The organism is Massilia sp. CT11-108, assembly GCF_047302915.1.
GTDB classification, from domain to species: Bacteria; Pseudomonadota; Gammaproteobacteria; order Burkholderiales; family Burkholderiaceae_D; genus Telluria; species Telluria orientalis.
Genome location: NZ_JBKYMO010000023.1, coordinates 1 through 20642, shown reverse-complemented (window position 1 = coordinate 20642; position 20642 = coordinate 1). Strand labels below are relative to the sequence as shown.

General features: G+C 65.7%; 21 protein-coding genes and 1 other RNA gene. 13 read left to right on the top strand and 9 right to left on the bottom strand.

Annotation, left to right across the window (positions count from 1 at the left end; translation table 11 throughout):
• The first annotated feature begins 19 nt into the window (after positions 1-19).
• The 6 genes from ACEN88_RS04430 (at position 20) to ACEN88_RS04405 (ending at position 4783) form a co-directional block, all read left to right on the top strand.
• A complete protein-coding gene (locus ACEN88_RS04430) occupies positions 20-595 on the top strand; it encodes a TerD family protein (RefSeq protein WP_413337582.1) in 576 nt (191 codons plus the stop codon).
• Positions 596-626: 31 nt separating this feature from the next.
• A complete protein-coding gene (locus tag ACEN88_RS04425) occupies positions 627-1322 on the top strand; it encodes a TIGR00266 family protein (RefSeq protein ID WP_413337581.1) in 696 nt (231 codons plus the stop codon).
• A 20-nt stretch (positions 1323-1342) separates the two neighbouring features.
• Positions 1343-1924 carry a TerD family protein gene (locus ACEN88_RS04420; RefSeq protein WP_413337580.1) on the top strand — a complete coding sequence of 194 codons (582 nt, stop codon included), beginning with the start codon at positions 1343-1345 and terminating at the stop codon, positions 1922-1924.
• A 173-nt stretch (positions 1925-2097) separates the two neighbouring features.
• A complete protein-coding gene (locus ACEN88_RS04415) occupies positions 2098-2490 on the top strand; it encodes a GntR family transcriptional regulator (RefSeq protein WP_413337578.1) in 393 nt (130 codons plus the stop codon).
• On the top strand, positions 2487-3359 hold the full coding sequence (locus tag ACEN88_RS04410; RefSeq protein ID WP_413337577.1) for an ABC transporter ATP-binding protein: 873 nt from the start codon (positions 2487-2489) through the stop codon (positions 3357-3359). The genes ACEN88_RS04415 and ACEN88_RS04410 overlap by 4 nt, the downstream gene beginning before the upstream one ends.
• Entirely contained in the window at positions 3356-4783 is a 1428-nt protein-coding gene (locus ACEN88_RS04405; protein ID WP_413337576.1) for a hypothetical protein, read from the top strand. Before ACEN88_RS04410 ends, ACEN88_RS04405 begins: the two co-directional genes overlap by 4 nt.
• Here the strand turns inward: ACEN88_RS04405 and ggt are convergent, their stop codons facing one another.
• The 3 genes from ggt to ACEN88_RS04390 all read right to left on the bottom strand — a co-directional run bounded on the left by ggt (position 4784) and on the right by ACEN88_RS04390 (position 7615).
• Entirely contained in the window at positions 4784-6538 is a 1755-nt protein-coding gene (ggt, locus tag ACEN88_RS04400) for a gamma-glutamyltransferase (protein WP_413337575.1), read from the bottom strand.
• Complete coding sequence (locus ACEN88_RS04395; RefSeq protein WP_413337574.1) at positions 6535-6939, bottom strand: hypothetical protein; 405 nt, start codon at positions 6937-6939, stop codon at positions 6535-6537. The genes ggt and ACEN88_RS04395 overlap by 4 nt, the downstream gene beginning before the upstream one ends.
• Positions 6940-7018: 79 nt before the next feature.
• Positions 7019-7615, bottom strand: coding sequence for a glutathione S-transferase (locus tag ACEN88_RS04390; RefSeq protein WP_413337573.1), 597 nt, complete (start codon positions 7613-7615; stop codon positions 7019-7021).
• A gap of 133 nt (positions 7616-7748) precedes the next feature.
• Here ACEN88_RS04390 and ACEN88_RS04385 point away from each other — a divergent pair, with 133 nt between their 5' ends.
• From ACEN88_RS04385 to ACEN88_RS04375, 3 genes are all read left to right on the top strand, one after another.
• A complete protein-coding gene (locus tag ACEN88_RS04385) occupies positions 7749-8888 on the top strand; it encodes an acyltransferase family protein (RefSeq protein WP_413337572.1) in 1140 nt (379 codons plus the stop codon).
• 38 nt (positions 8889-8926) lie between these two features.
• Complete coding sequence (locus ACEN88_RS04380) at positions 8927-9793, top strand: dienelactone hydrolase family protein (protein WP_413337571.1); 867 nt, start codon at positions 8927-8929, stop codon at positions 9791-9793.
• A gap of 97 nt (positions 9794-9890) precedes the next feature.
• Positions 9891-10823 carry an FkbM family methyltransferase gene (locus ACEN88_RS04375; protein WP_413337589.1) on the top strand — a complete coding sequence of 311 codons (933 nt, stop codon included), beginning with the start codon at positions 9891-9893 and terminating at the stop codon, positions 10821-10823.
• 61 nt (positions 10824-10884) lie between these two features.
• Here the strand turns inward: ACEN88_RS04375 and rpoH are convergent, their stop codons facing one another.
• From rpoH to ftsY, 5 genes are all read right to left on the bottom strand, one after another.
• Positions 10885-11775, bottom strand: coding sequence for an RNA polymerase sigma factor RpoH (gene rpoH / locus ACEN88_RS04370; RefSeq protein ID WP_413337570.1), 891 nt, complete (start codon positions 11773-11775; stop codon positions 10885-10887).
• A gap of 454 nt (positions 11776-12229) precedes the next feature.
• Positions 12230-12874 carry a hypothetical protein gene (locus ACEN88_RS04365; RefSeq protein ID WP_413337569.1) on the bottom strand — a complete coding sequence of 215 codons (645 nt, stop codon included), beginning with the start codon at positions 12872-12874 and terminating at the stop codon, positions 12230-12232.
• Positions 12875-13067: 193 nt separating this feature from the next.
• A complete protein-coding gene (gene ftsX, locus ACEN88_RS04360) occupies positions 13068-13988 on the bottom strand; it encodes a permease-like cell division protein FtsX (protein WP_413337568.1) in 921 nt (306 codons plus the stop codon).
• Positions 13985-14650, bottom strand: coding sequence for a cell division ATP-binding protein FtsE (locus ACEN88_RS04355; protein WP_413337567.1), 666 nt, complete (start codon positions 14648-14650; stop codon positions 13985-13987). The genes ftsX and ACEN88_RS04355 overlap by 4 nt, the downstream gene beginning before the upstream one ends.
• Positions 14651-14658: 8 nt before the next feature.
• Positions 14659-15813 (bottom strand): signal recognition particle-docking protein FtsY, encoded by a 1155-nt coding sequence (ftsY, locus tag ACEN88_RS04350; protein WP_413337566.1) that lies wholly within the window; start codon positions 15811-15813, stop codon positions 14659-14661.
• A 206-nt stretch (positions 15814-16019) separates the two neighbouring features.
• On the opposite strand from ftsY, the gene ACEN88_RS04345 reads away from it, so the two are divergent.
• Both ACEN88_RS04345 and ACEN88_RS04340 read left to right on the top strand, forming a co-directional pair.
• On the top strand, positions 16020-16226 hold the full coding sequence (locus tag ACEN88_RS04345) for a hypothetical protein (protein ID WP_413337565.1): 207 nt from the start codon (positions 16020-16022) through the stop codon (positions 16224-16226).
• Positions 16227-16280: 54 nt separating this feature from the next.
• A complete protein-coding gene (locus ACEN88_RS04340) occupies positions 16281-16982 on the top strand; it encodes a YjjG family noncanonical pyrimidine nucleotidase (protein ID WP_413337564.1) in 702 nt (233 codons plus the stop codon).
• Positions 16983-16985: 3 nt separating this feature from the next.
• Here the strand turns inward: ACEN88_RS04340 and ACEN88_RS04335 are convergent, their stop codons facing one another.
• Entirely contained in the window at positions 16986-18686 is a 1701-nt protein-coding gene (locus ACEN88_RS04335) for a thiamine pyrophosphate-binding protein (protein ID WP_413337563.1), read from the bottom strand.
• 125 nt (positions 18687-18811) lie between these two features.
• Here ACEN88_RS04335 and rnpB point away from each other — a divergent pair.
• An RNA gene (gene rnpB, locus ACEN88_RS04330) (RNase P RNA component class A) lies at positions 18812-19151 on the top strand.
• Positions 19152-19181: 30 nt separating this feature from the next.
• Positions 19182-20642, top strand: a 1461-nt coding sequence (gene glpK / locus ACEN88_RS04325; protein ID WP_413337562.1) for a glycerol kinase GlpK, incomplete at its 3' end; no start/stop codon positions are given.

The following is a 20642-nucleotide window of genomic DNA, read 5'->3' as shown; positions in this document are numbered from 1 at the left end:
AACCTGAAGGAGAATCATCATGGCAATCAGCTTGCAAAAAGGCGGTAACGTCAACCTGTCGAAGGAAGCACCGGGCCTGTCCAGCCTCAAACTGGGCCTCGGCTGGGACGTGCGCGCCACCGATGGCGCCGCGTTCGACCTGGACGGCGTCGCGTTCCTGCTGAACCAGTCGGGCAAGGTCCGCTCGGATGCCGACTTCATCTTCTACAACAACGCCAAGTCGTCCGACGGCTCGGTGACCCACTCGGGCGACAACCGCACCGGCGCTGGCGAAGGCGATGACGAGACCCTCAACATCGACCTCACGAAAGTCCCGGCCGACGTCGACCGCATCGTGCTGGCCGCGACGATCCACGAGGGCGATACGCGCCGCCAGAATTTCGGCATGGTCGGCAAGGCGTTCATCCGCTGCATCAACGCGGCCAACAACAGCGAGATCGCCCGCTACGACCTGTCCGAAGACGGTTCGACCGAATCGGCCATGATCTTCGGCGAGGTGTATCGTAACGGCGCGGACTGGAAGTTCCGCGCAGTGGGCCAGGGTTTCAACGGCGGCCTCGGCCCCCTCGCCAAGAACTATGGCGTGAGCGTCTAATCTAAAACGCCGGCCTGAAAGGAAGCTAGAAATGCCAGTGTTTACCGTGACCGGGGACGTCGATCCCTTCCTGCATGTATCGCTGAAGCGCGGTGAGACCATCTACTGCGAATCGGATGCGATGGTCATGATGGAATCGACCCTCGACCTCAAGGGCAAGATGAAGGGTGGCCTGGGCAGCGCGCTGATGCGCACCTTCGCCAACGGCGAGTCGTTCTTCCAGCAGCACATCGAAGCGACCCGCGGCGACGGCGACTGCCTGCTGTCTCCCACGTTGCCGGGCGCGATGCAGGTGGTCGACTGCGGCCCGAACCAGTTCATCATCAGCGACGGCGCGTTCGTCGCGGCCAGTTCCAGCGTCGACCTGCGCGTGCGCACCCAGAGTCTCGGCAACGCGCTGTTCGCCCAGAGCGGCGGCTTCTTCGTGACCGAGACGTCGGGCAGCGGCCAGGTGGTCGTCTCCGGCTTCGGCTCGATGAACGTGCTCGATGTGGAACCGGGCAAGGACGCGATCATCGACAACTCGCACGTCGTCGCCTGGGATAGCACCCTGCACTACGAGGTCTCGATCACGACCGGCACCAGCGGCGGCTTCCTGGGTAACCTGATCAACAGCCAGACCAGCGGCGAGGGCCTCGTCCTGCGCTTCTCCGGTCGCGGCAAGATTTATGTCTGTTCGCGCAATCGCACCACGTTCAAGGCGTGGATGCAGGCGCCCGGACGCTGACAATCAAAGGAGTATTAACTATGGCAGTCAACCTGCAGAAGGGCCAGAAGATCTCGCTGGAGAAGGAAGCCGGCGGCGCCCTGTCCCGAGTGACGATGGGCCTCGGCTGGGACGTCGCGAAGTCCGGCGGTTTCTTCGGCTTCGGCGCAAAGAGCCAGACGGTCGACCTCGACGCGTCGGTCGTGATGTTCGACGAATCGAACCGCCCGGTCGACGTGGTCTGGTTCCGCCAGCTGAAAAGCCGTGACGGCAGCATCACGCACACCGGCGACAACCGCACGGGGGCCGGCGACGGCGACGACGAGCAGATCGTCGTCGACCTGCGCACGGTGCCGGAGAACGTGAGGTCGCTCGTCTTCACCGTCAACAGCTTCACGGGCCAGAATTTTTCGACGGTCCAGAACGCGTTCTGCCGCCTGTTCGACACGAGCAACGGCAAGGAAATCGCGCGCTACGACCTGTCGGTGCAGGGCACGCACACGGCCCAGATCATGGCCAAGCTGTACCGCCATAACGGCGAATGGAAGATGCATGCGATCGGCGAGAACGGCACCGGCCGCACCTTCGACGACCTGATGCCGCTGATCGTCCCGCACCTCTGATGTAAATTTTTTGTCGTCCCTGCGGACCAGTCTCCGTCCGCAGATCCAACGTGGGCGGCTTGGCGCCCACGCCCTTTAACGGCTCCCTCGTGGAGCCGTCTTTTTTTGTAAATATCGCTTGACGGCGATACACCTCGGGCGTACTGTATTACTCAATTAATACAGTAGACACCATGCCCACACACACCGCCAACCTGTTTTCGATCGCGACCGGCTCGTCCGAACCGATCTACCGCCAGCTCGTCGAGCAGGTGCGCCGCCTGTCCGCCAGCGGCCAGCTTCGTCCCGGCGACGAGATGCCGTCCGTGCGCGAGATCGCGCAGGCGCTGGCGCTCAATCCGATGACCGTCTCCAAGGCCTACAGCCTGCTGGAGATGGAAGGCGTGCTGGCGCGCCGGCGCGGCCTCGGCATGGTGGTCGCCGAGTCCGCATCCACGCAGCCGGCCGACCGCGCCGATCTGCTCCGTCCCACGCTCGAGCGCGCCGCCGTCGAGGCGCGCCAGCTCGAGCTCGATCCAGAAACCGTCCTGTCCCTGTTCGCAACTATTCTGAAGGAAACAAAATGAGTGCCGCCATCGTTCGCATGTCCTCGGTCAGCAAGTATTTCGGCAGCCAGCGGGTGCTTGCCGATCTCGACTGGCAGATCGCACCCGGCCAGGTGGTTGGCCTGCTGGGCCGCAACGGCGCCGGCAAGTCCACGCTGCTCGAATGCATGCTCGGATTGCGCGAGGCCGACGGCGGCAGCGTTGCGCTGTTCGGCGAAGGCGTGGCCGCGCTCTCCGACGATGCGCGCGGTCGCATCGGCTATGTCCCGCAGCGCACCGATTTGTTCGACTGGCTGACGCCCGTGCAGATGTTCGATTACTTCCGCGCGATGTACCCGCGCTGGAACACCGGCAAGGTCGACGGCCTGCTGTCGCGCTGGGACGTCGGCCCCGAACTGCGCAACAAGCCGATCAAGCGGTTGTCCGGGGGCGAGCAGCAGAGGCTCGCCATCATCCGCGCGCTGGCGCACGAGCCGGAACTGCTGATCCTCGACGAACCCGTGTCCGCACTGGACCCGGTCGGCCGGCGCGAATTCCTGCGCGAGCTGGTCGACCAGGTGATCGAGCGGGGGACGACCGTCGTGTTCTCCACGCACATCCTGTCCGACCTGGAGCGCGTCGCGTTCGACCTCGCGTTTTTGAAAGATGGCCGCATCGCGCTGCAGGGCCAGACGGATGCGCTGCTGGAAGGTGCGCGCCGCGTCGTCGTGCCGGCCGCCACGTTGCCTGGCTCGCCGCTGGCGGGCGAGGTGCGGCGGCGCCGGGAGGGCGCGATGACGAGCGTGATCGTGCAGGCGCAGGGCGACGACGTCGCGCGCCTCGCGCGCGAGCCGGGCGTGCGCGTGGAACCGCTGACGCTGGAAGACCTGTTCATCGAGGTGACGCAATGAACGCCGCGCTGCAGGATTGTCGGGCGATCTGGCGCGCGGCGGCGGCGCAGCGCGAACCGGGGTCGCTGCGCGGCGTTTATCTGGTGGCCGGCGCCATCGCCTCATGCGGCATCATCGTGGCCGTGCTGGGCGACCTGTCTCCCTTGCAGGCGCTGCGCTTTGCCATCGCCGTCGTCTTCATGGCGCTGGCGTTCATCTGGACCTTCCTGTTCGTACCCGGTTCCATCCGCCTGAATTCGCCCATGAACGCATGGCTGCTGCCCCGCCAGCGCCGCCGCCTGCTGCAGATGACGGCCGCGTACTTGTGCATCGCCACGCTCGGCATTGCGTACGGCCTCGGCAACTGGGCCGTGCTGCCGATCGTCGCGCTCGGCACGCTGTGCCTGGCGTTGATGATGGCGGGGAACAAGTACGTCGTGGTGTTGCTCGTGTTGGGCGGCAACGGACCGTGGCTGGTGCACTTCATACTGCCGCCCGCGTGGGTGGAAGTGATGACGGGCAACGCCGCCTTCTGGGTCATGAGCATCCTGGTCCTGCCCGCCGCGGTGTGGGGCCTGCGCTGGATGTATCCGGCCGGCGGCGATGCTTTCCTGGCGCGGCGCGGCGACCAGATCAGGCGCCTGAACCACTTCGCCTTCCGCACGGAACAACGACAGCCCATGCCCGACGGTATGGCGTGGCAAGGCAACTTGTCGTTGTACCGCGTCGCGCTGCGTTGCGAGCGCCGGCGCGCCGATCCGGGCACGATGCTGATGCATGCGCTGGGACCGATGGCGCACTGGACTTCCTGGGGCGGCGCCATCGTCGTGGTCATGGTCGTCAGCGTCGTCGTGCACATCGTGCTGGCCGTGCCGCGCGGCGCCGCGGCGCAATCGTTCGCCGGCGTGTTACTGGACGCCGGGCCGGCCATGATGGCGCTCGTCGTCGCATTCAGCACGGCCCAGTATGGCCAGCAGCTGCGCCGCACGCAGGGCGAGCAGGCCTTGCTGCGCCTGACGCCGCTGGCCGGCAATGCCGCGCTGCTGAACCGGCGCCTCGCCACGCGGCTGCTGCGTCAGGCGCTCGCGGTATGGATGTTGTTGACGGCAGCCTTGACGGGCGCGTCGTTCATGGCAGGCATGGGACCGGATGGGCTGCTGCGCCAGCTCGGCCTGTGCAGCCTGGCCGGGCAGGTGGCGATGATGGGGCTGCTGGGCGATTACGCGAGCGTCCGCGGCGGCTGGAACCTGGCCCTGGGCCTGCGCGCTGGCGCGTATGCCCTCGTGCAGGCGCTCGTGGCCGTGGCCCTCGGCAAGCTGACCGGCACCACGGCCTGGCCGTGGCTGATCGAACTCTCGCTGGCCGTCTGCCTCGTGCAATTACGGCTCGACTGGAAGCGTATGCTCGCCGCGCCGCCGGCCTTCCCGGCAGGCCGGCTGGGTTGATCAGTGCCCGCGCTTCTGCACGAGCGCCGTGCCGATGCCGTGGCGGTGGCCTTCGCTGACCGCCGTCACGGTGCCGTCGGGATTGAACACGATCGCGTTCGCGGCGCCGATCTCCTCGGGCTTCGCTTCCCACTTGTGGCCGAACTGTTCCAGCGCCTGGGCCTGCGGGGTGCCCGCAAAACCCGGTTCGACCGACGTCTCTTTCGCGTTGCGCTGCGATAGGCGGGGCGCGTCGATCGCCTGGTCCATAGTCATGCCGAGGTCGATGTAGTTGACGATCGTCTGCAGCACCGTCGTGATGATCGTCGCGCCGCCCGGGCTGCCGATGGTGAAGGCGGGCTTGCCGTCCTTGAAGGCGATCGTCGGCGCCATGCTGCTGCGCGGGCGCTTGCCGGCTTCGGGAATGTTCGGCGCCGGACCCGTGAAATCGAAGTCGGTCATCTCGTTATTCAGCAGGAAGCCGTAGCCCGGCACGACGATGCCGCTGCCGCCCCACGACTCGATCGTGAACGTGTAGGCCACGACGTTGCCCCATTTGTCCGACACCGTCAGGTGCGTCGTGTGCGTGCCTTCTTTCATGATCAGGTTCTGCTGCGGACGCAGCGGGAAGCTCTGGTCGTTCTCGTACAGGAACGCGTCGCCGGCGGGAACGACGCCCGCCGCGCGGTCGGGCCGGATCAGCGAACGGCGCTGCGCGGCGAACTGCTTCGACAGCACGCCTTCGATGGGCGCGTCGACATATTCCGGGTCGCCGAGGAAGGCGTTGCGGTCGGCAAAAGCGAGGCGGCTCGCTTCCAGGTACAGGTGTTCGACGTTCGCGCGCGGCATCGACTTCAGGTCGAAGCCTTCGAGGATGTTGAGGGCTTCGGCCACCGTCGCGCCGCCGCTGCTGGGTGGCGGCATGCCGTAGATGTCGTAGCCGCGGTAGGTGGAGCGGATCGGCTGGCGGATGCGCGCCTCGTAGTTGGCCATGTCCGCGAGGCTCATCGTGCCGGGGCGGACCTGGACGCCCGCCGTGACGGGCGGGCGGTTGACCGCGGCGACGACGGCCTGCGCCAGCGGGCCTTCGTAGAACACCTTGTAGCCTTTCGCCGCCAGCTCGCGGTAGGCCCTGGCGAGGTCCGGGTTCTTGACGACGGTGCCGGCCGGCAGGGCCTTGCCGTTCTTGAGATACAGCTTGCTCGTCGTCTCGAACATGCCGAATTTTTTCTCGTTCTCGACGATCAGGCCGTGCATCGTGTCGCTGACGGGGAAGCCGTTCGTCGCGACCTGGATCGCGGGCGCCAGCACCTGCTTGAACGACATCGTGCCGTAGCGATCCAGCGCCTCGTGCCAGCCGCGCACGGTGCCCGGTACGCCGACCGATGCGCCGCTGGCGACGGCCGTGTCGAAATCGATCGCCTTGCCGTTTTCCTGGAAGACGGAAGGACTGAACGACGCGGGCGCGGTCTCGCGGTGGTCGATGGTGACGACGCGCTTGTCCTTGGCGAGGTACACGACCATGAAGCCGCCGCCGCCGATGCCGCAGCTGAACGGATCGGTGACGCCCAGCGTGGCCGCCGCCGCGACGGCCGCGTCGATGGCATTGCCGCCCTTGTTGAGGATCGCGAGCGCGGAGGCCGACGCCTTTTCGCTGATCGTGGCGACGGCGCCGCCGGTGCCCGTCGCGACCGGGGTCTTGGCCAGCGCGAGCGGCGGTGTCAGGACGATGGAGAGGATCAGGCCGCAGGCGAGGGTTTTGACGGGTTGGTTCATTTGGCGGAGATCTTGAGCGTGACGGGAATGATGTCGTTGGGGCGCAGCGTACCGGCCGCGCGCGCGGGCGGGATCGCGGACGTGTCGAGCGTGACGCGGGCCCCGTGCAGCGACGCGGGCGTGGCCGTCGGCTGGTCGGGACCGAGCGTGAATTCTTCGGCGCCGTTCGGGCCGTCGATGAGGAAGCGGAAAATCAGCCGTCCAGCCCAGACGCAGCGCGTGTTCGCGGGACAGCGGCTGTCGCTGTAACTGTCGTACGTGAGCACGGTGCCGCGCGCGAGGACGACGCTTTGCTCGGGCCGGAGCGGGTACACGGCGTCCTGCGGCGGAGGGGAGGCGCAGCCGGCCAGGATCGGCATCGACACGGCCGCCGCGAGGGCGGCCAGGGACGGCAGTTTCATTGGGCGTCCGGTTGTTGGTGTGAAACCAATCATAGCAAAATCGCCAGTCCAGGCCGGCGCGCTTGCCGTTCAGTGGCGCTCAGACGAGCGGATAGCGCTGGAAGACCGGCAGCGCCTCCGCACGCGAGGTCCACGCGGCCAGGCGCGGGAAGTGGTCGGGCGACACGATTTGCGGCACCATCAAGCGGACGAACGACCACGTGACGGCGGCCGTGACGGCGGCCTGGTCGAGTGCGTCGATGTCGAACGCGTCCGTCTCCGCTTCCAGCAGCCCGAGCGCCGCGAGCAATTGCTGCTGCACGCGGTCGAGCCACGGCTGGTGCTGTTTTTCCTGCGGCCGCAACTGGTACTCGTAGACGATTTGCGCCGTCTTTTCGCAGGCCGCCAGCGCCGGGCCGATGGCACGCAGCGCCTGCGCACGCGCCGCCGGGGCGGCCGGCAGCAGGGAGTTGCCCGCCAGCGCGTCGCCGTATTCGAGCATCAGCGTGGAATCGATCAGGAAGGAACCGTCGTCCAGCACGAGCGTCGGCGCCTTGACTGTCGGATTGATGGCGGAGAATTCGTCGAAGTTGCGGAACACGGACAGCGCCTTGTGCTCGAACGGAATGTTCTGCAGGTCGAACGAGATGGCGACGCGGCGGACGAACGGTGAATCGAGCATGCCGATGAGTTGCATGGAACCTCCTGGTGGGTTGCGGTGGTCTTCCATTCTATTTCCTTCTGGACAATGATGTGCGTTATGCATCATGACTTGACGATGGCACGTCCGCGGCGCATATTTGAAATCGATTTCATACATGGGGAACAGCATGGAAAAGCCGGCACCTTCCACGCCGCGCGTGACCGCCATCGACCTGCTGCGCGGCCTCGCCGTGATGGGCATGATCATGGTCGCGTACGCGGGCGGCTGGGACCGGCGCTTCACGTTCCTGACGCATGCCGACTGGCGCGGCTTCGCCATCGCCGACATGATCTTTCCCGCCTTCCTGTTCTGTGCAGGGGCGGCGCTGCCCTTTGCGCTCGCGCGGCGCGCGGGCCAGGGGAGGGCGGCCCTCGTCGGCCACGTGCTGCGCCGCTCGGCCGTGCTCGTCGCGCTCGGCGTCGTGCTGAACCTGCTGCCCGGCTTCGACTTCGCCCACGTCCGCCTGCCGGGCATCCTGCAGCGCATCGGGCTGTGCCATGCCATCGTGGGTACGGGGTGCGTGCTGGCGTTGCGGCGCGACGGACTGCGCGTCTCGGTGCCGGTGGCGGCCAGCGTCGCGCTGCTGGTGGGCTATGCCGCGCTGCTGCTCGCGTGGGATGCGCCCGGCTGCGGGCGCGCGTGCTTCGACTCCATGCACGCGCTGCCGGCCGTCGTCGACCGCGCCGTGTTCGGCGTCCCGCACCTGTGGCCGTGGGGGAAGACCGGCGACGTCGTCACCTTCGACCCGGAAGGCCTCGTGTCCACCCTGGGCGCACTCGTCAACGTGCTGTTCGGCGTGGCGGCGTCGCTGCTGTTGATGCGGTCGCACAAGCGCGCCACGCTGACGGCCCTCGCGATCGCCGGCGTGGCCTGCCTGCTGGCCGGCTTCCTGCTCGATCCACTCGTGCCCATGGTGAAAAAACTGTGGACGCCCAGCTTTGCGCTGGCGTCCGGCGGGTTCACGCTGCTGTCGCTGCTCGTGCTGATGCGCCTCGTGCCGCCCGGCCAGGAGGCGCCCGCGTGGACCCGGCCGGTCCTCGCCTTCGGCACCAATGCGACGCTGGCCTTCGTCGGCATCACGCTGATCGATACGGTGATGCAGCTGCCGCTCGGTGCCGGCAGCCTGCACGACCTGCTGGCCGCGTGGCTGGCGCAGGCGATTCCCGAAGCGCGGGTGGCCTCGGCCGCGTATTCGGCGTTGCTGCTGCTCGTGCTGGGGGCAGGGCTGTGGCAGCTGTTCAAGAGGCGCATCGTCATCCGGATCTGAAGTATGCTGGCGCTCTTGAACCCGACAGGAGGCTGGACATGACACGTTTGACCGCAGCGGATTTCGACCCCGAGGTACTGAAACTGTTCGACGGCTATGTGCACGGCCGCGTGTCGCGCCGCGATTTCCTGTCGCGTGCCAGCCGCTATGCCGCCGCGTTGCTGGCGCAGCTGTCGCCGTCGTTCGCCGCGCCGCTCGTCGCGCCCGCGGACGCGCGCCTGAAGACGCGGTACGTCGACTTCCCGTCGCCGCAGGGCTACGGCAAGGTGCACGGCTACCTGGCCGAGCCGGCCAATGCGAAAGGAAAGCTGCCGACGATCCTCGTCGTGCACGAAAACCGCGGCCTGAATCCGCACATCGAGGACGTTACCCGCCGCGTCGCGCTCGACGGCTATGTCGCCTTCGCCCCGGACGCGCTGACCCCGCTGGGCGGCTATCCGGGCGACGAGGACAAGGCCCGCGAACTCTTCCCCAAGCTCGACCAGGCGAAGACGCGCGCCGACTTCATCGCCGCCGCCCACGCGCTGGCCGCGCTGCCGCAGGGCACGGGCAAGGTGGGCGTGGTGGGCTTCTGCTATGGTGGCGGCATCGCCAACTACCTCGCGACGCAGCTGCCGGACCTGGCCGCCGCCGTGCCGTTCTACGGCATGCAGCCGCCCGCGGCCGACGTCGCCCGCATCCGCGCGCCCCTGCTGATCCATGACGCCGGCAAGGACGAGCGCATCCTGGCCGGCTGGCCCGCGTACGAGGCCGCGCTGAAGGCGAACCGCGTCGACTACCAGCACTTCGTCTACCCGGGCGTGGAGCACGGTTTTAATAACGACACGACGCCGCGCTACGACGAAGCGGCCGCGACACTGGCGTGGGGCCGGACGATGACGTTCTTCAAGGCGAAGCTGGCGTAGCGGCGCGTTTGATAATTGGTGAGTCTTGCGCTCGTCCGGCCGTGCTATCGTGCCCTCCGCATCCTATCGTTAATGACTTGTGGAGAGAACGTTGAAGATGTTGCTGAGCTATTTCAAGCGCCCATCCCCGGTGTCGAACAAAGACGAGGCAGCCGACGCTCCCGAACCTGCCATGGAAGCGTCCGAGGCGCCCGAGGTGACCGACGCGCCCGACGCCGATGGTCCCGGTCACGTGACGACGGACATTGGTGGCAAGCACTACCGTATCGAGTCCGACGACAACTACCTCGACCACATCCGCGGGGTATTCGAACCCCACATGGTCCAACTGTTCGATTCATTGGTGGCACCGTCCGACACCGTCCTCGACATCGGGGCCAATATCGGTTGCACGTCGATCCTGTTCGGCAGCCGCGCGCGCCAGGTCATCAGCTTCGAACCGTCCCCGACCACGTTCGGGTTCCTGAAAAAGAACCTGGACGCATCGGGATTGCACAACGTGACCGCGCTGAACCTCGGGCTGGGCAAGACCGAAGGGCGTTTCGAGCTGACGTTTTCCGCCAATAACCGTTCAGGTGGATTCGTATCGAACAAGATGCAGGCATCGGCGGGGCACCAGGTCGAGGCGATCGAGATTGCCCAGGGCGATACGTTCATCCAGGGCGCCAACCTGGACGGCGTCGATTTCATCAAGATCGATGTCGAAGGATTCGAGCGCGACGTCATCGAAGGCCTGCGCGACACGCTGTCGACCTGCAAGCCGACGGTCACCCTCGAACTGAACCATTGGTGCCTGAACGTATTCCAGCGCATCCCCATCCCCGATTTCTTCGATTTCCTGCGGGGCGTCTTTCCTTACCTGTACGCGGTCGACATGGACGACATCCGCGACCTCCACAATGCCGACGATGCCTACCACGTCATGTACCACCACGTCGTCGGGGGCTTCAGGTATCCGAACATCGTGGGCGCCTTCGACCCTGCCAGGCTCCAGGCATTCGCCGGCAAATTCGGGCGCACGATTTCGTAGACGGCATGCCCAAAAAACAAAAGGCACCCTGGGGTGCCTTTGTCGTTGGGCAGCAAACGGCTTACACGTAAGCCGCCAGCGCGGTTTTCATCTTCTTCAGCGCGGCCGATTCGATCTGGCGGATACGCTCGGCCGACACGCCGAATTCCTCGGCCAGCGTGTGCAGCGTGGCGCCCGAGCCGTCGTCGTTGGCCAGCCAGCGCGCTTCCACGATGCGGCGCGAGCGCGGGTCGAGTTTCGACAGGGCCGTTTCCAGGCCTTCCGATTGCAGGCGCACCACTTCTTCGGCTTCCAGGACCTTGGTCGGTTCCTGCTGGTCCGAGGACAGGTAGGCGATAGGCGAGAACTTGTCGTCTTCGTCGTCGGTCGGCGCTTCCAGCGCGATGTCGCGGCCGGAGAGACGCGTTTCCATCTCGATCACTTCTTCGCGCTTCACGTCGAGCATCTTCGCCAGGTCGTCGACTTGTTGCGGCGACATGGCGTCCAGGCCCTGCTTGTTGCTGCGCAGGTTGAAGAACAGCTTGCGCTGCGCCTTGGTCGTTGCAACCTTGACCAGACGCCAGTTCTTCAAGATGTATTCGTGCATCTCGGCCTTGATCCAGTGCATGGCGTAGGACACCAGGCGGACGCCCTGGTTCGGGTCGAAACGCTTGACTGCCTTCATCAGGCCGATATTACCTTCCTGGATCAGGTCGGCGTGCGGCAGGCCATAGCCCAGGTAGCCGCGTGCGATCGACACGACCAGGCGCAGGTGCGACAGCACCAGTTTCTGGGCCGCGTCCAGGTCATTCTTTTCCTGCAGGCTCTTAGCCAGGGAAACTTCTTCCTCGTGGGACAGCATCGGCAGGCGGTTCACTGCCGAGATATAGGCGTCGATATTACCGAGATTGCCACTGAAACCCAGTCCCAGTGCATGACTGCCGGCCGGAACCAATGCGGATTGTGCGGACATAGTCACTCCCTCGTAGATAAACTGCTGCATCGTCTCGCCATCTCCAGAGCCCCGAAGGCGCAGCTGGCTGGCTTGTAGTCGGGATGCTGACGGTGCTATCAAAACCATTTCCCGCGATAGTCTGACGTAATATTAGCACTCTCTTGAGGTGAGTGCTAGGCGCCACCATATCCCTTACGATGGGTTTAAGTTTCATTAAAGTATTGCCCGCAGGAATCAAAAAAACGGTTCGATTCAACTGTAGAGCAGGTACGCGCGGTTCAGTTGATACGGCTCAAATGTGACGCTCGTATCGTTTGAAATCGGTAGAAGACAGGTTAGGCGACGCGTGCTGCGCTTTCTGTTGGCTGGCGCACGTTGCCATGTAGGTGGATGCCTCGCGTCCGCTGCCGGATTTGACTGGCCAGCAGCGGACGGGTTCACGGGACGGCCTCGATATTCCTGGATCCTTGACTTAAATCGGCTGGATGGCGGCCCAGGTGGTGGGAAGACGATCATAACTGGCAAGCCACGGCGGTAGCTTTGGATCGAGCCACCCGATGACCTCGATAGCTTTACCGTGCAAGTCAATGAGAGAAGGGCTTAGCCAAAGTAATTGCTCGTGATGGAAAACACGGTTGCGCAGTTCCCGGATCTGGTTAAGTGCCGATGAAACAGTATGGCGCTGACGCTGTGGCTTTGGGCAGCGTGGGAAAACCAGACGCAGGTCTTTCCAAAGGACGGTCTGGAACTGGACGTTGAATAACGAACTCCAGAAGCCAAAGGGTAGTTCGGCAATAATCTTGTCCGGAGTAAGCGCTTCGGCTCGGCGTTGCAGTTTTGCTTTCGCACCGACTACCTCTCGGACCTGCCAGGTAAACGACGGGTCGCTCACCCAAGACTCCCACCAGTCGGATCGGTTGTACAGGGTAATCAGGCGTTGGTGTACGCCATTTTTCAGCGCGATTTCAAGCACGTTCAACATCGGCATTGTCGCTTCTGCCAGAAGCATGTTGTTCACATATGCTTTTGCTGCCCTGGCGACGTCGCCATTGCACGAGGCCCGATAACGGCCCAACCGTGCTGCGGAAAAGTGCTTTTCGAGGTCGCTCCAGTCCATCGCGCATCATTTTTGATCAGGCATGCTCACGATGATATACTCTGAACGCAGCCCTAGGTTTTGTCCTCTCCCAGCCTCCATACTGGTGATGACGCTAGGTCAGTTTTCGGTCCCGTTCCGCGGGACCACCCCGAATTCAAAACAAAACCCGCCTTCGTGGCGGGTTTGTTGTTTTTGGCTCAGCGTCGACGAATTATTTCAGCCGCGCCAGATGCCTCTGCACCGACAACATGGCCCCAACGAGGCCGAGCCCGGCACTGATCGCCAGCAAGGCCGCCATGCCCAGCGGCGGCAGGGGCGCCAGCTGGAATTCCGATGCGTACAGCCGGGCGAACTCGGCGATTGCCGTGTTCAGCGGACGCAGCGCCAGCGTAACGGCACCCAGCGCCACCGCACCCGCGCACAGGCCCAGCAGGGCGCCCGTGTAGTAGAACGGGCGGTGGATGAAGTTGTCGGTCGCGCCCAGCAGTTTCGACACGGCGATTTCCTCGCGCTGCGTCAGTACCTGCAAACGGATCGTGTTGAACACGACGGCGATCACGACGACGCCCAGCGTGATCGCGAGCAGCAGCAGCGCCAGGCGCAGTATGCCCAGCAGGGCTGCGAGGCGCTTCACCCAGGCCGAGTCGATCTGCACGGAGTCGACGTCCGGCAGGGCGCGCATTTGATCGGCCAGGCCGTCCACGCGCGCGGCGTCGGCGCCGCTGGCGAAGCCTTCCAGCTTCATCACATAGCTGTCCGGCAGCGGGTTGTCGCCCAGCGTCTCGATCACGTCCGTGAGACCGCTCTTTTCCTTCAGGCTCGCCAGCGCCTGTTCGCGCGGCACGAAGCTGACCTTCGCATGGCTGCCGTGCAGGATCTGCTGCAGCTGCGGCGCGAGGGCCAGGGCCTGGTCGCGCGGGGTGTCGGTCTTGAGGAACAGGCTGATTTCCGGATCGACGGACAGTTCTTGCGATAACGGGCGCACATTGTCGAGCAGGGTGACGCCGGCGAAGGGCAGGGCCAGCGCGACGGCGACGACGAGCACGTTGAACAAAAAGCTGCCCGGCGCCTTGCGCACGTGGGACAGCGCGGCGCCGAGGGCGAAGCGGTGCTGGCGGAACCAGATGTTCATGCGCCACCTCCCGTCACATGGCCGTGTTCGAGGCGGATCACGCGCGCGGCGCTGTCCAGGATCTGGTCGTCGTGGGTCGAGATGACGCACGTGACGCCCACGGCGTGGAATGCGTGCAGCGCGTCGATGACCTTGTCGGCCGCGGCGCGGTCGAGGTTCGCGGTCGGTTCGTCGGCCAGGATGATCTGCGGGCGGTTGACGATGGCGCGGGCGATCGCCACGCGCTGCTGTTCGCCGCCGGACAGTTCCAGCGGCAGGGCGAAGGCGCGGTCGAGCAGGCCGACCTTGTCCAGCGCCGCGCGGGCACGCTGTTCGGCTTGCGCCCTGGGCGCGCCGGTGACGATCAGCGGCAGCATCACGTTGGCCAGCAGGTGACGGTCGTTCAGCAGGCGCTGGTTCTGGAAGATCAGGCCGAGGTTGCGGCGCAGGAAGGGGATGCCGGCCTTGCGGATGCGGCCGACGTCCTGCCCGTTCACGATCACGCGGCCGGACGTGGGACGCTCGATGGCGGCCACCATTTTCATCAACGTGGACTTGCCGGCGCCGGACGGGCCGGCCAGGTACACCAGCTCGCCCTTGGCGATGTTCAGGGATACGTCGGACAGCGCGAGCGTGTCGGCGGAATCCGAGTACTTCTTGGAGACGGACTGGAATTCGATCATCGTGCGTATTATCCCAGCAGCGCCTCGGCGAATTCGTCGGCGCTGAAGGGTTGCAGGTCCTCCAGCTTTTCGCCCACGCCGATGAAGTACACCGGCACCGGACGGGTGCGTGCGATGGCGGCCAGGATGCCGCCCTTGGCCGTGCCGTCCAGCTTCGTGATCACGAGGCCGGTCAGCTGCAGCGCGTCGTCGAACGCCTTTACCTGCGCCAGCGCATTCTGGCCCGTGTTGCCGTCGATGACGAGCAGGATTTCGTGCGGCGCGTCTTCCATGCCCTTGCCGATCACGCGCCTGATCTTCTTGAGCTCTTCCATCAGGTGCAGCTGCGTGGGCAGGCGGCCGGCGGTGTCGACCATGACGACGTCGACGCCGCGCGCCTTGCCCGACTGGACGGCGTCGAACGCGACGGCGGCCGGGTCGCCCGACTGCTGCGAGATCACGGTGACGTTATTTCTCTGGCCCCACACCATCAGCTGCTCGCGCGCGGCGGCGCGGAACGTGTCGCCGGCGGCCAGCAGCACGGATTGTTCATGGCGCTGCATGTGCTTGGCCAGCTTGCCGATGGTCGTCGTCTTGCCGGCGCCGTTGACGCCCGCGATCATCATCACGAGCGGCTCATGGCGGCCCAGTTCGAGCGGCTTTTCCAGCGGACGCAGCAGGTCGACCAGCAGCCCCTTCAGCGCCACCTTGACGGCGGCCGCGTCGAGCAGCTTGTCTTCCTTCACCTTGCGGCGCAGGTTGTCCAGCAGGAATTGCGTGGCGTCCATGCCGGCGTCGGACATCAGCAGGGCGGATTCGAGTTCCTCGTACAGGTCTTCGTCGATGCGCGCGCCGACGAACAGCAGCGACAGGTTGCTCGACGTCTTGGCCAGGCCGGCCTTCAGGCGCGACATCCAGGAACGCCTGGCTTCCGCTTCGCTGACGGGACGTTCGGCGGTTTCGGGGAACAACTGGCCTTCGTAGGCCGTCGAAGCGCCCGCAACAACTTCCTCGGGCGCGGCGGGTGCGTCATCGCCACCGCCGAACAGGCGGCGCAGGAAACCCGGCTGCTCGGCTGGCGCGGCGACGCCCGGCGCTTCAGCCTCCGGGGCCACGGGCACCGCGGGTTCGACCGCAGCCGGCGTCTCGGCTTCAGGTTTTTTCTTTTTGAAGAAACTAAACATTGTGTATTCGGGAGGGCGGCGGAATGCCGGATAGGGTCGCGCGTATTCTACCAGAGCGGGAACACACTTCTGAGGTGCGCCTGCTCGACCATAATGTGGCTAGAATACAGCTCAACAATACCACTCCGCTCACCGTGCTGGAATTTAGTACGTAACGGGTGTAAATTGTGACCATCGATAAGAAGACGCGTCACCGAGGGACGATCGTGAACGTATCCAGGTTTATCAAGAGACTCATCGCCGGCGATCACGTGGTGGGCAGTTCGGCGCCATCGCTGCGCAATGTCATCGTCTGGCTCTTCATTGCCCTTGTCGCCCTGTTCCTGACTCATCCATCCAGTCCCGCCAGCGCCTTCGACGCGCCCGTGCCGTGGCCGGCCGAACTGGGACTCGACGGCAACCTCGGCATGTAATCTGCGCTGCTGGTATCCTGTTATTTCCGAAGGACACCTTGCGGTTGCAGCGCCATGAAACACAGACTTTTTCTTTTCGACCTCGACGACACCCTGCTCGACTTCAAAGCTTCCGAACAATTGTCGTTCGACCGCACGATGCGTGCACTGGGCCTGGCCGCGCTTCCCGACGGGCTGTTTGCCCGCTACCAGGCCATCAATACGGCACTGTGGCGAAGCTTCGAGACGGGCACTGTCTCCAAGGATTTCCTGAAGGTGGAACGCTTCCGCCAGACCTTCGCCAAGAGCGGTCTCGACCTCGATCCGGAAGCGGCCAGCCGCCTGTACCTCGAATCGCTGTCGGACACGGTTGTCCTCATCGACGGCGCGCGGGAACTCTGCGCGACCCTGGCCGCCATCGGCGAGGTGGGCATCATCACGAACGGTGTCGAGCAGATCCAGCACCGCCGCATCGCCAGTGCCGGGCTGCGCGACCATGTGTCGTTCGTGGCGACGTCGGAGGCGTGCGGCCATGCGAAGCCGGACAGCCGCTTCTTCGACTACACCGTCAAAATGGCGCGCGCGTTCACGCATGCGGAAACGATCATCGTCGGCGACCGCCTCGATGCCGACATCCTCGGCGCCAACCGCTTCGGCATCGAAAGCTGCTGGTTCAATCCCGGCGGCCTCGCCAACGACACGCATGCGCTGCCCACCTTCGAAGTGGCGCGCCTGCATGACGTCGTCCCGGCCCTGCGTGGCCTGGCCGTGGCTTGAGGATCAGCCCGCCTTGGCCGCCTGCGCGTTGCGGCGGATGGTGTCCAGGGTGGCGCCCGGCGTGATCAGGTTGCCGTCGTAGCGCAGCTCGATCAGCGCCGGCAGCCTGTGCGTGCGCGTGAACGCGATGGCGCGTTCGAGCGCCGGGCCGAAACCGGCCGTCGTCTCGACCGCCTCGCCGTGCCCGCCGTACGCTTGCGCCAGCGCGGCGAAATCCGGATTGTGCAGCTGCGTGCCCGACACGCGGCCCGGGTATTCGCGTTCCTGGTGCATGCGGATCGTGCCGAACATGCCGTTGTTGAAGACCAGGAAGATGACGCCGGCGCCGTACTGCACCGCGGTCGCCAGTTCCTGGCCCGTCATCATGAATTCGCCGTCGCCCGCGAAGGTGACGACGGTGCGCTCCGGCCTCACGATCTTGGCCGCCACGCCGGCGGGAACGGCATATCCCATCGCGCCGCTCGTCGGGGCGAGCTGCGTGCGCATCGCGCCGTAGCGCCAGAAGCGGTGCGCCCACGTCGCGTAGTTGCCCGCGCCGTTCGTGATGATCGTGTCGCGCGGGAGGGCGGCTTGCAGGTCCTGCACCATCTGCCACAGGTCCAGCGGCGCGGTGCCGTCCTTGAAGATCGGCGGCTGCTCCTGCCACGCGCGCAGCTCGGCCTTCGCTTCCTCGACCGTGTGACGCCATGCCGCTGCATCGACCGGCTCCATCGCCGCCAGCATCGATGCCGCCTGCGGCGCGCCGCTCGCGATCATCAATTCGGCCTGGTAGACGCTGCCCAGTTCTTCCGGATCGGGATGGATGTGCACGAGGCGCTGGCGCGGCACGGGCGATGCCAGCAGCGAGTAGCCGCTCGTCGTCATCTCGCCCAGGCGCGGGCCGAACGCGATCAGCACGTCGGCCTCTTTTACACGTGCGGCCAGCTTCGGATTGATGCCGATGCCGACGTCGCCCGCGTAGTGCGGGTGCTCGTTGTCCAGCAGATCCTGGAAGCGGAACGCGCACGCGACGGGCAGGGCGTTCGCCTCGGCGAATTTCTGCACGTCGGCGCACGCCGCATCCGTCCACGTGCCCCCGCCCAGCAGCAGCAGGGGCTTTTTCGCTTGTGCCAGCAGCGTGCGTAGTCGTGCGATCTGCGCGGCAGACGGCGCGCCCTGCGTCGGCTGGTAGCCGCGCGTATCCGCGACTTCCGCGCGCGCCACGAGCATGTCTTCCGGCAACGCGAGGACGACCGGGCCAGGACGGCCGCTCGTCGCCACCTGGAACGCGCGCGCCATGTATTCGGGGATGCGTTCGGCGCGGTCGATCTGCGCGACCCATTTCGCCATCTGGCCGTACATGCGGCGGTAGTCGATTTCCTGGAACGCTTCGCGGTCCATGAAGTCGGTGCCGACCTGGCCGATGAACAGGATCATCGGGGTGGAGTCCTGGTACGCGGTGTGCACGCCGATGGAGGCGTTCGTTGCGCCGGGGCCGCGCGTGACGAAGCAGATGCCGGGCTTGCCCGTCAGCTTGCCGTAGGCCTCGGCCATGAACGCCGCGCCGCCTTCCTGGCGATTGATGACGAAGCGGATGTTCGAGTCGTGCAGCGCGTCGAGCACGTCGAGGTAGCTTTCGCCGGGCACGCCGAAGGCAGTGTCCACGCCGTGGACCTGGAGCGCATCGACCAGGATCTGGCCGCCGCTGCGGGAGGGGTGCGTCATGGTGAGGTCATCCTTATCACGATGGAATCCGGGCATTCTATGCAACTCGCCCTGGGCTGGCTTTTCAAATAGCGACACGACCTTTCACAAATGGCAGCTACGTAATCCTGTACAATGCAGCCCGTGAAGCAGGCCAGACAGCCGCTGGTCCACGCCGCAAGGTCGTGGACGGGAGGAAGGTCCGGACTCCACAGAGCGGGGTGACGGTTAACGGCCGTCCGCCGAAAGCCCGGCGCAAGCCGGGTATAAGGCGAGGAATAGGGCCACAGAGACGAGCGTATTAAGTTACGGTGAAACGCGGTAACCTCCACTCGGAGCAATTCCAAATAGGCACGCGTTGATGTTGCTCGCGGAGCGTGCGGGTAGGAAGCTTGAGCGCCGGAGTAATTCGGCGCCTAGAGGAATGGCTGTCATAGCGTCCGCAAGGGCGTTACACAGAATCCGGCCTATCGGCCTGCTTTACACATGATTCACGGTCCGGGGAGCTCGACGACGATGCGTTACATCCTCGCCCTCGACCAGGGCACCACCAGTTCGCGCGCCATCCTGTTCGACCGCCAGGGCCAGGTCGTGCGCATCGCCCAGCAGGAATATCCCCAGCATTTCCCGCAGCCCGGCTGGGTCGAACACGACCCGCTCGACATCTGGAACAGCCAGCTCGCATGCGCGCGCCAGGTGCTGGCGGAGGCCGGCATCGATGCGGGCGACGTCGCGGCCATCGGCATCACGAACCAGCGGGAGACGACCGTCGTGTGGGACCGCCGCACGGGCGAACCGCTGTGCCACGCCATCGTCTGGCAGGACCGGCGCACGGCCGAACTCTGCGACGACCTGCGCGCCGCGGGCAAGGCCCCCCTCATCCAGCGCAAGACGGGTCTCGAACTGGATGCCTATTTTTCCGCGACCAAGCTGCAATGGCTGCTCACGCACGTGCCGGGCGCACGTGCGCGCGCGGAGCGGGGCGAACTGGCGTTCGGCACCGTCGACAGCTGGCTCACGTATAAATTGACGGGACGCCACGTCACGGACACGAGCAACGCGGCGCGCACTATGCTCTTCAATATCAACAGCCTGCGCTGGGACCCGGAACTGCTGTCCCTGTGCGGCGTGCCGGCGTCGATGCTGCCGGAAGTCGTGCCCAGTTCCGGCATCGTCGCGGAGGCCGACGCGGCCTGGTTCGGCCGCGCCATCCCCATCGCGGGCATCGCGGGCGACCAGCAGGCGGCCACGTTCGGCCAGGCCTGCCACCGGCGCGGCATGGTCAAGAACACGTATGGCACCGGCTGTTTCATGCTGATGCACGCGGGCGACACGCCGCCGCAGTCGCACAACCGCCTGCTCGCCACCGTCGGCTGGACCGTGGGCAACCACACCGACTACCTGCTCGAAGGCAGCGTGTTCATGGGCGGCGCCACCGTGCAATGGCTGCGCGACGGCCTCGGCATCATCAAGCAGTCGGCCGACGTCGAGGCGCTCGCCTTGTCGGTGCCGGACAGCGGCGGCGTGATGCTCGTGCCGGCCTTCGTCGGCCTCGGTGCACCGCACTGGGACCCGTATGCGCGCGGCACCATCGTCGGCATGACGCGCGGGACGACGGCCGCGCACATCGCCCGTGCCGCCGTCGAAGCCATCGCCTACCAGAGCGCGGAACTGCTGGCCGCCATGCAGAAGGACGCCGCCTGCGTCGTGCACGAAGTGCGCGCCGACGGCGGCGCCGCGCGCAACGACCTCCTGATGCAGTTCCAGGCCGACCTGCTGGGCGTGCCCGTCGTGCGGCCGCAGGTGACCGAGACGACGGCCCTCGGCGCCGCCTGCCTCGCCGGTCTCGCCGTCGGCTTCTGGGCGTCGCGCGACGAGATCGCGGCGCAGTGGAAGAGCGAGCGCCGGTTCGAGCCGCAGCTGCCGGCCGCGCGGCGCGACGAGATGATGGCGCGCTGGTCGCGCGCGGTCGCGCAT

Coding starts and splice junctions, on each gene's coding strand:
- ACEN88_RS04430 (WP_413337582.1), top strand. CDS start 20: ATGGCAATCAGCTTGCAAAAAGGCGGTAACGTCAACCTGTCGAAGGAA.
- ACEN88_RS04425 (WP_413337581.1), top strand. CDS start 627: ATGCCAGTGTTTACCGTGACCGGGGACGTCGATCCCTTCCTGCATGTA.
- ACEN88_RS04420 (WP_413337580.1), top strand. CDS start 1,343: ATGGCAGTCAACCTGCAGAAGGGCCAGAAGATCTCGCTGGAGAAGGAA.
- ACEN88_RS04415 (WP_413337578.1), top strand. CDS start 2,098: ATGCCCACACACACCGCCAACCTGTTTTCGATCGCGACCGGCTCGTCC.
- ACEN88_RS04410 (WP_413337577.1), top strand. CDS start 2,487: ATGAGTGCCGCCATCGTTCGCATGTCCTCGGTCAGCAAGTATTTCGGC.
- ACEN88_RS04405 (WP_413337576.1), top strand. CDS start 3,356: ATGAACGCCGCGCTGCAGGATTGTCGGGCGATCTGGCGCGCGGCGGCG.
- ggt (WP_413337575.1), bottom strand. CDS start 6,538: ATGAACCAACCCGTCAAAACCCTCGCCTGCGGCCTGATCCTCTCCATC.
- ACEN88_RS04395 (WP_413337574.1), bottom strand. CDS start 6,939: ATGAAACTGCCGTCCCTGGCCGCCCTCGCGGCGGCCGTGTCGATGCCG.
- ACEN88_RS04390 (WP_413337573.1), bottom strand. CDS start 7,615: ATGCAACTCATCGGCATGCTCGATTCACCGTTCGTCCGCCGCGTCGCC.
- ACEN88_RS04385 (WP_413337572.1), top strand. CDS start 7,749: ATGGAAAAGCCGGCACCTTCCACGCCGCGCGTGACCGCCATCGACCTG.
- ACEN88_RS04380 (WP_413337571.1), top strand. CDS start 8,927: ATGACACGTTTGACCGCAGCGGATTTCGACCCCGAGGTACTGAAACTG.
- ACEN88_RS04375 (WP_413337589.1), top strand. CDS start 9,891: ATGTTGCTGAGCTATTTCAAGCGCCCATCCCCGGTGTCGAACAAAGAC.
- rpoH (WP_413337570.1), bottom strand. CDS start 11,775: ATGTCCGCACAATCCGCATTGGTTCCGGCCGGCAGTCATGCACTGGGA.
- ACEN88_RS04365 (WP_413337569.1), bottom strand. CDS start 12,874: ATGGACTGGAGCGACCTCGAAAAGCACTTTTCCGCAGCACGGTTGGGC.
- ftsX (WP_413337568.1), bottom strand. CDS start 13,988: ATGAACATCTGGTTCCGCCAGCACCGCTTCGCCCTCGGCGCCGCGCTG.
- ACEN88_RS04355 (WP_413337567.1), bottom strand. CDS start 14,650: ATGATCGAATTCCAGTCCGTCTCCAAGAAGTACTCGGATTCCGCCGAC.
- ftsY (WP_413337566.1), bottom strand. CDS start 15,813: ATGTTTAGTTTCTTCAAAAAGAAAAAACCTGAAGCCGAGACGCCGGCT.
- ACEN88_RS04340 (WP_413337564.1), top strand. CDS start 16,281: ATGAAACACAGACTTTTTCTTTTCGACCTCGACGACACCCTGCTCGAC.
- ACEN88_RS04335 (WP_413337563.1), bottom strand. CDS start 18,686: ATGACGCACCCCTCCCGCAGCGGCGGCCAGATCCTGGTCGATGCGCTC.